The organism is Janthinobacterium sp. HH106, from assembly GCF_001758725.1.
In the GTDB taxonomy this organism is placed as follows: Bacteria; Pseudomonadota; Gammaproteobacteria; order Burkholderiales; family Burkholderiaceae_D; genus Janthinobacterium.
On sequence record NZ_LRIC01000062.1, the window covers coordinates 50,921 to 64,300 of the forward strand.

General features: G+C 56.4%; 8 protein-coding genes, 1 tRNA gene and 1 pseudogene. All 10 read right to left on the reverse strand.

Annotated elements, in window-relative coordinates; all coding sequences use genetic code 11:
* Positions 1 to 824: 824 nt before the first annotated feature.
* A complete protein-coding gene (gene rpoC, locus JAB8_RS24110; protein WP_070291756.1) occupies positions 825 to 5,084 on the reverse strand; it encodes a DNA-directed RNA polymerase subunit beta' in 4,260 nt (1,419 codons plus the stop codon).
* Between the two features lie 109 nt (positions 5,085 to 5,193).
* On the reverse strand, positions 5,194 to 9,300 hold the full coding sequence (rpoB, locus tag JAB8_RS24115; protein WP_070223392.1) for a DNA-directed RNA polymerase subunit beta: 4,107 nt from the start codon (positions 9,298 to 9,300) through the stop codon (positions 5,194 to 5,196).
* Positions 9,301 to 9,544: 244 nt separating this feature from the next.
* On the reverse strand, positions 9,545 to 9,916 hold the full coding sequence (gene rplL / locus JAB8_RS24120; protein WP_070223390.1) for a 50S ribosomal protein L7/L12: 372 nt from the start codon (positions 9,914 to 9,916) through the stop codon (positions 9,545 to 9,547).
* Positions 9,917 to 9,983: 67 nt separating this feature from the next.
* Complete coding sequence (gene rplJ / locus JAB8_RS24125; protein WP_034753621.1) at positions 9,984 to 10,523, reverse strand: 50S ribosomal protein L10; 540 nt, start codon at positions 10,521 to 10,523, stop codon at positions 9,984 to 9,986.
* 320 nt (positions 10,524 to 10,843) lie between these two features.
* A complete protein-coding gene (rplA, locus tag JAB8_RS24130) occupies positions 10,844 to 11,539 on the reverse strand; it encodes a 50S ribosomal protein L1 (protein ID WP_034753134.1) in 696 nt (231 codons plus the stop codon).
* Complete coding sequence (gene rplK, locus JAB8_RS24135) at positions 11,539 to 11,973, reverse strand: 50S ribosomal protein L11 (protein WP_034783246.1); 435 nt, start codon at positions 11,971 to 11,973, stop codon at positions 11,539 to 11,541. Before rplK ends, rplA begins: the two co-directional genes overlap by 1 nt.
* Positions 11,974 to 12,089: 116 nt before the next feature.
* Positions 12,090 to 12,716, reverse strand: coding sequence for a transcription termination/antitermination protein NusG (nusG, locus tag JAB8_RS24140; RefSeq protein WP_034753130.1), 627 nt, complete (start codon positions 12,714 to 12,716; stop codon positions 12,090 to 12,092).
* Complete coding sequence (gene secE, locus JAB8_RS24145; protein ID WP_010394308.1) at positions 12,716 to 13,099, reverse strand: preprotein translocase subunit SecE; 384 nt, start codon at positions 13,097 to 13,099, stop codon at positions 12,716 to 12,718. The genes nusG and secE overlap by 1 nt, the downstream gene beginning before the upstream one ends.
* A 32-nt stretch (positions 13,100 to 13,131) precedes the next feature.
* Positions 13,132 to 13,207: transfer RNA gene (locus JAB8_RS24150), tRNA-Trp, on the reverse strand.
* A 66-nt stretch (positions 13,208 to 13,273) separates the two neighbouring features.
* Positions 13,274 to 13,380 (reverse strand): annotated as a pseudogene (locus tag JAB8_RS28330) (elongation factor Tu); the annotation flags it as partial.

Here is a 13,380-nt window from a genome sequence, read left to right on the forward strand (position 1 = left end):
TGACGCCACAACAACGCCGTGATGCGTCATCACCAGCAGTTGGGCGAGCCCATAGGCAGCAAAGCGGGATGACGCAACAGCAGTAGCCAAGAGCCGTCAACGGCAAGCAGCCATTCTTGTAAGCGCTCACTTCAAATTCGTCGGCGCCACGTCTACCCATCCTGCCTCGCACCTGCACGAGTCTGGCGTCAACCGCGTTACACGGTTTTAGTCCATCAATTCAAACATGCTCGACGTAATTTAACTCGGCCGTATTAAGCTATCAGCGTATCAGGATGCATGCCTGCATAGGAATCTTGTTCGTCATCTGGGCCAGTAATAAGAGCATGACTTCTAATGCATGCGTTGCCCTTCCATTTTACGCTTGCCATTTATATAAATAGGCTGCGAAATAAAAATGAATGGGTGCGAACAAGCGACAGCCGAAAATCGTTTTCCTCAGTGAGCGATATAAATGATGTGCTGCCGTGGCGATATGCATGCCAAACGAATAGACAAATGGAATGGGCTGCCATCATTTACCGCCTGCCACGCTATCTTTTCGCGCATGGCAATGCGGACAGGCATAAAAAACGGCACCCGAAGGTGCCGTTCTTGTCAGCTAGCAGCGGTCAGCTAGCAACGCAGATTACGCTTCGTCGCCGTGGTGTTACTGGGTCTCGATTTTCTAGCAGATCTTCGGTGGCGGCACCGGCCAGCGTGGTTTTATCGGCCAGCAGCAGCGCTTGACGCTCTTCCACTTCCCACGCTTCTTTCTCTTTGCGTGCATCGTGGAAGGCTGTGCAACGGGCATAAAAAAACGGCACCCGAAGGTGCCGTTCTTGTCAGCTAGCAGCGCAGATTACGCTTCGTCGCCGTGGTGTTACTGGGTCTCGATTTTCTAGCAGATCTTCGGTGGCGGCACCGGCCAGCGTGGTTTTATCGGCCAGCAGCAGCGCTTGACGCTCTTCCACTTCCCACGCTTCTTTCTCTTTGCGTGCGCGGTGGAAGGCCAGGCCCGTACCGCCAGGAATCAGGCGGCCGACGATGACGTTCTCTTTCAGGCCGCGCAGACCATCGCGCTTGCCCATGATCGCCGCTTCGGTCAGCACGCGGGTGGTTTCCTGGAACGATGCGGCCGAGATAAACGAATCGGTCGACAGCGATGCCTTGGTAATACCCAACAAGACGTTTTCGTAGGTCGCTGGAATCTTGTTCTCAACGGCCATGCGATCGTTCTCGTCCAGCAGTTCCGAACGCTCCACCTGCTCGCCAACGATGTAGTTGGTGTCGCCGGCATTGACGATCTGTACGCGGCGCAGCATCTGACGCACGATCACTTCGATGTGCTTGTCATTGATCTTCACGCCTTGCAGACGGTACACGTCCTGCACTTCGTCAACGATGTAATGTGCCAGCGCTTCGATACCCAGCAGACGCAGGATGTCTTGCGGATCGGCCGGGCCGTCCACGATCATCTCGCCCTTGTTCACGACTTGGCCGTCATGCACCAGCACTTGCTTGTCCTTGGTGATCAAGAACTCATGCTTGTTGCCGTCCATGTCCGTGATTTCCAGACGCTGCTTGCCCTTGGTTTCTTTACCGAACGCAACCGTACCCGTGACTTCCGCCAGCATACCGGCGTCTTTCGGCGAGCGCGCTTCGAACAGTTCCGCAACGCGTGGCAGACCACCGGTAATATCGCGCGTTTTTTGCGATTCGGTAGGAATACGTGCCAGCACTTCACCCACCGATACCTGTTGACCGTCCTTGACCATGATCAGCGCGCCGACCTGGAAGCCGATCGCCACCGAGTGTTCGGTACCGGCGATCTTGACTTCTTCGTTCGCGTCGTTGATCAGCTTGACTTGCGGACGCAGGGTCTTGGTCAGCGAACCGCGACGTTTCGCATCGATCGCCACCAGGGTGGACAGACCGGTCACTTCGTCGACCTGACGGGCGACGGTGACGCCTTCTTCGACGTTCTCGAAACGCACTTGACCGGCGTATTCGGTAATGATCGGACGGGTCAGCGGATCCCACGTTGCCAGGGCCGTACCGGCCTTGATGACCATGCCGTCCTTGACGATCAGGGTCGCACCGTACGGTACTTTATGACGCTCACGCTCACGGCCGTGGTCGTCGGTAATCAGCACTTCACCGGAACGGGAAATGACGATTTGCGCGCCCTTGCCGTTCGTCACGTAACGCATGGTTGCCGTGAAGCGGATGGTACCGTTCGACTTGGCTTCCACCGACGATGCCACTGCCGCACGCGATGCCGCACCACCAATGTGGAACGTACGCATGGTCAGCTGGGTACCAGGTTCACCAATCGACTGCGCTGCCACCACACCGACGGCTTCGCCGGCGTTGACCAGCATACCGCGGCCCAGGTCGCGGCCATAGCACTTGGCGCACAGGCCGAAGCGCGTGTCGCAAGTCAGTGGCGTGCGGACCTTGACTTCATCGATGGACAGACGCTCGATCTCTTCGACCATGTCTTCGTCCATCAGGGTGCCGGCTTCGTACAGCGTTTCCTGGGTTTCAGGATTGACGACGTCATGCACCACCACGCGGCCGAGGATACGGTCACGCAACGGTTCGATGACTTCACCACCTTCGACCAGTGCCTTCATGACGGCGCCGTTCATGGTGCCGCAATCGTCCTCGATCACCACCAAGTCTTGCGTCACGTCAACCAGACGACGCGTCAGGTAACCGGAGTTCGCCGTTTTCAGCGCCGTATCGGCCAGACCTTTACGCGCACCGTGGGTCGAAATGAAGTACTGCAAAACGTTCAGACCTTCGCGGAAGTTCGCGGTAATCGGCGTTTCGATAATCGAGCCATCCGGTTTGGCCATCAGACCACGCATACCGGCCAACTGGCGAATCTGGGCTGCGGAACCGCGCGCGCCGGAGTCGGCCATCATGTAAATGGCGTTGAACGATTCTTGCGTCGACTTGGTGCCGTCGCGGCGGATCACGTCTTCGACTTTGAGCTGGTCCATCATGGCCTTGCCGACTTCATCCGAGGTTTTGCCCCAGATATCGACGACCTTGTTGTAACGCTCGCCGGCGGTCACGAGACCCGAGGCGTATTGCTGTTCGATCTGCTTGACTTCCGATTCGGCCGTCGCGATCAGCGTGACTTTTTGCGGCGGTACCAGCATGTCGTCGACGCAGATCGAGATACCGGCGCGTGTCGCCAGGCGGAAACCCGATTGCATCAGTTTGTCTGCGAACACCACGGTGGCGCGCAGGCCGCACTTGCGGAACGACGTGTTGATCAGCTTGGAAATTTCTTTCTTTTTCAGCGCGCGGTTCAGGACGGAGAACGGCAGGCCTTTCGGCAGAATTTCCGACAGGATCGCACGGCCGATCGTCGTTTCGTAGCGGGTTACCGTTTTCTCGAATTCGCCCGTTTCGGCGTTTTTCGGGTATTCGGTAATACGCACGGTGACGCGGGTCGTCAGTTCGACTTCCTTGTTGTCATAGGCGCGGATCACTTCCGACACGTCAGGGAACATCATCCCTTCGTTCTTCGCATTGATCGCTTCGCGGGTCGCGTAGTACAGACCCAGCACGATATCCTGGGAAGGAACGATCGATGGTTCGCCGTTCGATGGGAACAGGATGTTGTTCGATGCCAGCATCAAGGTGCGTGCTTCCATCTGCGCTTCGATCGACAGAGGAACGTGGACCGCCATTTGGTCACCGTCAAAGTCGGCGTTGAATGCGGCGCAGACGAGCGGGTGCAGCTGGATGGCCTTGCCTTCAATCAGGACTGGCTCGAACGCCTGGATACCCAGACGGTGCAAGGTCGGTGCGCGGTTCAACATGATCGGATGTTCGCGGATCACGTCTTCCAGGATGTCCCACACGACCGGTTCCTGGATCTCGACCAGCTTTTTAGCGGCCTTGATCGTGGTAGCCAGACCCATCAGTTCCAGTTTATTGAAAATGAATGGCTTGAACAGTTCCAGTGCCATCAGTTTCGGCAAGCCGCACTGATGCAGTTTCAATTGCGGGCCCACGACGATGACCGAACGACCGGAGTAATCGACGCGTTTGCCCAGCAAGTTTTGACGGAAACGGCCGCCCTTGCCCTTGATCATCTCGGCCAAGGACTTCAGCGGACGCTTGTTAGCGCCGGTCATCGCTTTGCCGCGACGGCCGTTGTCCAGCAGCGAATCGACCGCTTCTTGCAGCATGCGCTTTTCGTTACGCGTGATGATCTCTGGAGCGCGCAGCTCCATCAGGCGTTTCAGACGGTTGTTACGGTTGATGACGCGGCGATACAGATCGTTCAGATCCGAGGTCGCGAAACGGCCACCGTCCAGCGGTACCAGCGGACGCAATTCCGGCGGCAGCACTGGCAGCACTTCCATGATCATCCAGTCAGGCTTGATGCCCGAACGTTGGAACGCTTCCAGCACTTTCAGGCGCTTCGCGTATTTCTTGATCTTGGCTTCGGATTTCGATTCCTTCAGTTCCACGCGCAGGGTTTCGGCATCGCGGTGGATGTCGATCGAGCGCAGCAGTTCACGGATACCTTCGGCACCCATGAAGGCGGTGAAGTCGTCGCCGTACTCTTCGTACTTGGCGGCGTAGTCGTCTTCCGACATGATCTGGCACTTCTTCAGCGGGGTCATGCCTGGATCGGTCACGACGTATGCTTCAAAGTACAGCACGCGTTCGATGTCCCGCAGGGTCATGTCCAGGACCATGCCCAGACGCGACGGCAGCGACTTCAGGAACCAGATGTGCGCGGTCGGCGAAGCCAGCTCGATGTGGCCCATGCGCTCGCGGCGCACTTTGGCCAAGGTGACTTCGACGCCGCACTTTTCGCAGATCACACCGCGGTGTTTCAGGCGCTTGTACTTGCCGCACAGGCATTCGTAATCCTTGATCGGGCCAAAGATCTTGGCGCAGAACAGGCCGTCGCGCTCAGGCTTGAAGGTACGGTAGTTGATGGTTTCCGGCTTCTTGACTTCGCCGTAGGACCACGAACGGATTTTCTCAGGCGAAGCGAGACCGATCTTGATTGCATCGAAGGTCTCGTTGGTCTGTACTTGCTTGAATAGATCGAGCAGTGCTTTCATGTATCACTCCAGAGGTGATTAAATTTCTATATTCCTGAGACTACATTGCCCGGCGTGGTTTCCCAGCCGGGCTTTGTGTTTCCCAAACCAAATGACAGGGTGCTGTCGTTTAGTTGCGTTCGAGGTCGATATCGATACCCAGCGAACGGATTTCCTTGACCAGCACGTTGAACGATTCCGGCATGCCGGCGTCGATCACGTGGTCGCCCTTGACGAGGTTCTCGTACACTTTGGTACGGCCATTCACGTCATCGGACTTGACCGTCAACATCTCTTGCAAGACATACGACGCGCCATACGCTTCCAGTGCCCAGACTTCCATCTCACCGAAACGCTGACCACCGAACTGGGCTTTACCACCCAGCGGCTGTTGCGTCACCAGCGAGTAAGGACCGGTCGAACGCGCATGCATCTTGTCATCAACCAAGTGATGCAGTTTCAGCATGTGCATGACGCCGACAGTGACCTTGCGCTCGAACGCTTCACCGGTGCGACCGTCATACATGGTCACCTGGTTTTTCGAAGCGGTCATGCCCAGGTTCTTGGCGATGTCGTCCGGATACGCCAGGTCCAGCATGCGGCGGATCTCTTCTTCATTGGCGCCGTCGAACACTGGCGTGGCGAATGGAACACCTTTTTTCAGGTTTTCCGCCAGCTTCATGATCTCTTCGTCGTCGAAGTCGTTCAGATCTTCCGCGCGGCCGTTGTCGTTGTAGATCGTCGTCAGGTACTTGCGCACTTGCTCGACCTTGGTTTGCGCCTTCAGCATTTCGCCGATGCGGATACCCAGACCCTTGGCAGCCCAGCCCAAGTGCGTCTCGAGAATCTGACCAACGTTCATCCGCGAAGGAACGCCCAGCGGGTTCAGCACAACGTCGGCTGGCGTGCCGTCGGCCATGTATGGCATGTCTTCCACAGGAACAATACGGGAAACCACACCCTTGTTACCGTGGCGACCTGCCATCTTGTCGCCCGACTGCAGGCGGCGTTTCACGGCCAGGTAGACCTTGACCATTTTTTGCACGCCTGGTTGCAGCTCATCGCCTTGCGTCAGTTTCTTGCGCTTCTCTTCGAAGGCCAGATCGAACTGGTGACGCTTCTCGTTGATCGACTCCTTGATCGCTTCCAGCGCTACCGCGGCGTCGTCGTCCGCAGGGCGGATGTCGAACCAGTGGTATTTGTCCAGATCGGCCAGGTATTCCTTGGTGATCTTGGCGCCTTTGGCCAGCTTTTTCGGGCCGCCGTTGACAACTTTGCCGATCAGCATTTTTTCCAGACGCTGGAAGGCATCGCCTTCAACGATACGCATCTGGTCGTTCAAGTCCAGACGGAAGCGTTTCAGTTCGTCATCGATAATTTGCTGGGCACGCTTGTCGCGCACAATGCCTTCACGGGTGAAGACTTGCACGTCGATCACGGTACCGATCATGCCCGAAGGCACGCGCAGCGACGTATCTTTTACGTCCGAGGCTTTTTCGCCGAAGATCGCGCGCAGCAGCTTCTCTTCCGGAGTCAGCTGGGTTTCGCCTTTTGGCGTCACTTTACCAACCAGGGTGTCGCCCGCTTGGACTTCCGCGCCGATGTAGACGATACCGGACTCATCCAGACGTGCCAGCTGATTTTCAGCCAGGTTCGAGATGTCGCGCGTAATTTCTTCCGCGCCCAGTTTCGTGTCACGGGCCACCACCGACAACTCTTCGATGTGAATCGAGGTGTAGCGGTCGTCCTTGACGACGTTTTCCGAAATCAGGATCGAATCTTCGAAGTTCAGACCATTCCATGGCATGAAGGCCACGGTCATGTTCTGGCCCAGCGCCAATTCACCCAGGTCGGTCGATGCGCCGTCGGCGATCACGTCGCGCTTGGCAACACGGTCGCCCACTTGCACGATAGGACGCTGGTTGATGTTGGTGTTCTGGTTCGAACGGGTGTACTTGATCAGGTTGTAGATGTCGACGCCCACTTCACCAGCTTGCGCTTCGTCATCATTGACGCGAATCACGACACGGCCCGCATCGATGTAATCGACGATACCGCCACGCAGCGCTTGCACGGTGGTGCCCGAGTCGACCGCAACGGTGCGTTCGATACCGGTACCGACCAGCGCTTTTTCCGGACGCAAGCAAGGCACGGCCTGGCGTTGCATGTTGGCGCCCATCAATGCACGGTTTGCATCATCGTGTTCGAGGAACGGAATCAGCGAGGCAGCGACGGAAACGATCTGGCCTGGCGCCACGTCCATGTACTGGATGCGCTCCGGGGAGACCAGGATGGTTTCGCCGGCTTCACGGGCCGAGACCAGTTCATCGGACAACATGCCGGCGTCGTTGATGGTCGCATTCGCCTGAGCGATGATGTAGCGGCCTTCTTCGATGGCGGACAGGTAGTCGATCTGATCGGTAATCTTGGAGCCTTCGACCTTGCGGTACGGGGTTTCCAGGAAGCCGTATTCATTCAGGCGGGCGTACAGAGCCAGCGAGTTGATCAGACCAATGTTCGGACCTTCCGGTGTCTCGATCGGGCAGACGCGGCCGTAGTGGGTCGGATGCACGTCGCGCACTTCAAAGCCGGCGCGTTCGCGTGTCAGACCGCCGGGTCCCAGAGCCGATACGCGGCGCTTGTGGGTAATTTCCGACAGAGGATTGGTTTGGTCCATAAACTGCGACAGCTGGGACGAACCGAAGAACTCGCGAATCGCAGCCGAAATCGGCTTCGAGTTGATCAGGTCGTGCGGCATCAGGTTGTCCGCTTCGGCTTGGCCGAGGCGTTCCTTGACGGCGCGCTCAACACGCACCAGGCCGGCGCGGAATTGATTCTCGGCCAGTTCGCCCACGCAACGTACGCGACGGTTACCCAGGTGATCGATATCGTCGACTTCGCCGCGGCCATTGCGCAGTTCCACCAGGATCTTGATCACGGCCAGCACGTCTTCGTTCGACAGGGTCATGGCGCCGGTCAGTTCATCGCGGCCAATGCGGCGGTTGAACTTCATGCGGCCCACGGCCGACAGGTCGTAGCGGTCCGAGTTGTAGAACAGGCCATTGAACAGCGCTTCAACGGAGTCTTCCGTTGGCGGTTCGCCTGGACGCATCATGCGGTAGATCGCCACTTTCGCAGCCATCTGGTCGGCGGTGTCGTCGATACGCAGGGTTTGCGAGATGTAGGCGCCCTGGTCCAGGTCGTTCGTGTACAAGGTCTGGATTTCGGAAATGTTGGCGTCGCGCAGGCGGCCCAACAGATCTTCGGTCAGCTCATCGTTCGCGGAAGCGACGACTTCACCGGTGTCGCCATCGACGATGTTCTTCGCCAATACGCGGCCCAGCAGGTAGTCTTCCGGTACGGAAATGTGCTTGATGCCGGCAGCTTCGATATCACGCACGTGTTTCGCGTTGATACGCTTGTCTTTCAGCACCAGGGTCTTGCCCGACTTGTCGACGATGTCGAAACGCGCCACTTCGCCGCGCAGACGCTCGGAGACGAATTCCATTTCCGCGCCTTCGGAGCGCAGGTTGAAATTGTCGAAGACGAAGAAGTTCGCCAGGATTTGCTCGTGCGACATGCCGATGGCTTTGAGCAGAATCGTCACTGGCATCTTGCGGCGGCGGTCGACGCGGAAGAACAGGATGTCTTTCGGGTCGAACTCGAAGTCCAGCCACGAACCGCGGTAAGGAATGATACGCGCGGAGAACAGCAGCTTACCGGACGAGTGAGTCTTGCCGCGGTCGTGCTCGAAGAACACGCCAGGCGAACGGTGCAGCTGGGAAACGATCACCCGCTCCGTGCCGTTGATCACGAACGAACCGGTGGTCGTCATGAGCGGCAATTCGCCCATGTAGACTTCCTGTTCCTTCATCTCTTTGACGACGGGCTTGGTTGGCGATTCCTTGTCCAGGATCACCAGGCGCACTTTCGCGCGCAGCGGCGACGCGAACGTCAGGCCACGTTGTTGACATTCTTTGACGTCAAAGGCAGGATCGCCCAGAACGTACGACAAGAATTCGAGTCGCGCAAAACCATTGTGCGACACGATAGGGAAAATCGAGGTGAAAGCCGACTGCAGGCCATCATTCTTGCGGCCGGACGGTGCTATGTCCTCTTGCAAGAAGCTATGATAAGACTCGAGCTGGGTCGCCAGCAGGAACGGAACGTGGTGAACGTTGGCGCGCTTCGCGAATGATTTGCGAATGCGTTTCTTCTCAGTAAATGAGTAGTGCATGGACACTCCGTGAGTGACAGAAAGGATAGAAAATTCAGGTTTTGCAAGTGTTCGTTTGCACCGCTGCGTGTGACACAGACGAAACCTCAAGGCTCTGCTTTCCGGCTTGAATCGAATAAAAACTGCTGCTACAACTACATGACAAATACGATGCAGACGACAAAGGAGCCAAAGTCGGATTTCCCCCCTTGCGAGGGGAAACCTCAGACTTTGACTCGGGCGCTAACTGCCGCCGGTACAGATATTACTTCATCGAAGCGGTTGCGCCGGCTTCAACCAGTTTCTTCACTGCAGCTTCAGCGTCAGCTTTCGACACTGCTTCTTTCACAGTTTTTGGTGCGCCATCGACCAGGTCTTTAGCTTCTTTCAAGCCCAGGCCGGTGATTTCGCGAACTGCTTTAATGACGCCAACTTTGTTTGCGCCGAAGGTGTCCAGCACAACGTTGAACTCGGTTTGCTCTTCAGCAGCTGCTGCTGGGCCTGCTGCAGGACCGGCCGAAGCCATCGCTGCTGCGGACACGCCGAATTTTTCTTCGAATGCTTTAACCAGGTCGTTCAGGTCCATTACGGACATGGCGCTAACTGCTTCCAGGATATCGTCTTTGCTAATTGCCATTTTGAAACTCCTAAATTTATTACGTTAGTTACATCAGATTGGTACTGAGAGAAAAAAGCGCGCGCAATTAAGCGGCTGCTGGGGCTTCTTCTGCTGCTGCTTCTGCAGGAGCTTCGGCGCCTTCGCCTTTTTTCGCTGCCAGGGCAGCCAGACCACGTGCAAAGCCCGAAACCGGAGCCAGCATAACGCCCAACAACTGCGAAATGAGGACTTCACGGCTAGGAATGCTCGCCAACGCGGTGACAGCAGCTGTATCCAGCGGCTTGCCTGCGTAGTTACCTGCTTTGATGACCAGTTTGTCGTTGGTTTTAGCGAAGTCAGCGATGACTTTAGCTGCTGCAACGGCATCGGCCGAGATCGAGTAGATCAACGGGCCGGTCATGGCATCTGCCAGGCTGGCGAATGCGGTACCTTCAACGGAGCGACGAGCCAGAGTGTTTTTCAACACACGCAGGTACACGCCTTGGGCACGCGCTTTAGCACGCAGTTGCGTCAAGTGACCAACCTGGATGCCACGATATTCGGCCACGACGATCGTTTGCGCATTTGCTACTTGTGCGGAAACTTCGGCGACGACGGCCTTTTTGTCATTCAGATTGAGACTCACGGTCAACCTCCTTAAATGATGTTCAGCGATCACAACCGAGTGGTTGAGCGCCTTGCATCGGTTCGAACACGGCGTCCGAAGTCAAGAAGTACTAAACTGAGCGGATGGATTCACGCAGCATGAGGACTACAAAACTTGTTCGGGTACACCATCTGCGTTGGGCACTTGCCGTTGCCGGCAAGCCTATTAACCTTCTGCATGTGCAATCGCAGTCGGCCCAACGGTCTTTGATTGTCTGCCTGCCTGATGTGAACACCAGGCAGACAGCCCAAAGATGCGCCCGCAGCGCCCGAAGGCGCTACAGGACTTGATTCTGTTACTTAAGCTGCCAGGCTAGCCTGGTCAACACGGACGCCAGCGCCCATGGTCGACGACAGCGAAACTTTGCGCAGGTACACGCCTTTGCTCGATGCTGGCTTGGCTTTGTTCAGTGCGTCGATCAGTGCGACCAGATTCGACTTCAGATCTGCGTCAGCGAACGATTTACGGCCGATGGTAGCGTGGATGATACCGGATTTGTCGGTACGGTACTGAACTTGACCGGCTTTCGCGTTTTTCACGGCGGTAGCGACGTCAGGAGTAACAGTGCCAACTTTCGGGTTAGGCATCATGCCGCGCGGGCCCAGGATCTGACCCAGGGTACCAACGATACGCATGGTATCTGGCGAAGCGATGACGATGTCGAAAGGCATGTCGCCGGCTTTGATCTGCTCAGCCAGGTCTTCCATACCAACGATGTCGGCGCCAGCTGCTTTGGCAGCTTCCGCTTTTTCGCCCGACGCGAAGACTGCCACGCGCACGGTTTTGCCGGTACCAGCTGGCAGCACGACGGAGCCGCGCACCACTTGGTCGGATTTCTTAGGATCAACACCCAGTTGTACCGATACGTCGATCGATTCATTGAACTTGGCCGTTGCGCACTCTTTGATCAGAGCGACAGCGTTGTCGAAAGCGTACACTTTGGTACGGTCGACTTTGGCTTTCAAAGCCTTGATACGTTTGGATAACTTAGCCATTATACAACACCTTCCACCGTGATACCAATCGAACGAGCGGAACCAGCGATGGTGCGTACAGCAGCATCCATGTCGGCAGCGGTCAGATCAGGGGTTTTCAATTTAGCGATTTCTTCAGCTTGTGCGCGGGTCAGCGTACCGACTTTGTCGGTATGTGGCTTCGGCGAACCTTTGGTGATCGCAGCAGCTTTTTTGATCAGGTAGGTTGCTGGAGGCGTCTTCATCACGAACGTGAAGGACTTGTCAGCGAACGCGGTGATCACGACTGGGATCGGCATGCCTGGTTCCATACCTTGGGTCTGCGCGTTGAACGCTTTGCAGAATTCCATGATGTTCAGACCGCGTTGACCCAGAGCTGGACCGATTGGTGGGGATGGGTTTGCTTTACCAGCTGGCACTTGCAGCTTGATAAAACCAATGATTTTCTTTGCCATGATGGCTCCTATCTTGGATTGAGTAGTAGCGCCCCGCCGATCCTACCCTGGCGGGGCTCCTCTGACCGGATTTTGCTGTTACTACCGCAACGCTCCTGGTGGCGTTTGAGACAGACTTAAACTTTTTCGACCTGGCCGAATTCGAGCTCTACCGGGGTAGCGCGGCCGAAGATGGTGACCGAGACGCGCACTTTGGATTTCTCGTAATTGACTTCTTCGACATTGCCGTTGAAATCGGTGAACGGACCATCCTTGATGCGTACCTGCTCGCCCACCTCGTACAAGGTTTTCGGACGGGGCTTTTCAACGCCTTCCTGCATCTGCTTCATGATGCCGTCGATTTCGCGCGCGGAGATCGGCGTCGGCTTGTTCGACTTGCCACCGATGAAACCGGTAACCTTGCTGGTATTCTTGACCAAGTGCCAACTCTCGTCCGTCATTTCCATTTCAACCAGCACATAGCCAGGATAGAAACGACGTTCGGTGACGGACTTCACGCCATTCTTGACTTCGACGACTTCTTCGATCGGCACCAGAATCTGGCCGAACTGGTCTTGCATGCCCGCGCGCTCGATGCGCTCGGTCAGTGCGCGCATGACGCTTTTTTCCATGCCGGAATAAGCATGCACGACATACCAGCGCTTGCTGCTCACTGGCACGCTCAGCGCTGCACCAGTATCCGCTACCGGAGCGTCGCCCGGAACGGACTCGTCCGCCGCTTCATCATGCACATTTTCGCTCATTATTTTTTCCAACCCAGAATTACGTCATACAACAAAAACTCGAGCAATTTATCCGTGCCCCACAGGAAAATCGCCATGACCAGCACAAAGGCAAACACGATCGCAGTAATCTGCGTGGCTTCTTTGCGGGTAGGCCAAACGACTTTCTTGGTTTCGCGCACAGCTTCTTTGGCGAAATTGAGAAATTCACGGCCGGTCGTCGAGACATACAAGAGCGCAACAGCAATAACCAAACCAGCCACAAGCGCGCTTGCACGCACCAGAGCTGGTTGGCCTGCCAGGTAATAAAACCCGACTACTCCTGCAATCGCAGCCACTATTGCCAGCGCGACTTTTATCTTGTCACTCGACGTGCTAACGGTTTGCACGGATTGATTTGACATTTTTCTACTTTCGGTGCCCTGCACCTTGACGGTGGCAGGGACGGAGGGCATCGAACCCCCAACCTTCGGTTTTGGAGACCGACGCTCTGCCAATTGAGCTACGTCCCTACGTAAAACTTTCGAGGAGTGCTATTCTACCACCCAAGACGCCCCGGGTGGAAGCATAACATTTCCTTATGCGATGATTTTTGCAACCACGCCGGCGCCGACGGTACGGCCGCCTTCACGGATAGCGAAGCGCAGACCTTCTTCCATCGCGATCGGGTTGATCAGCTTGACGG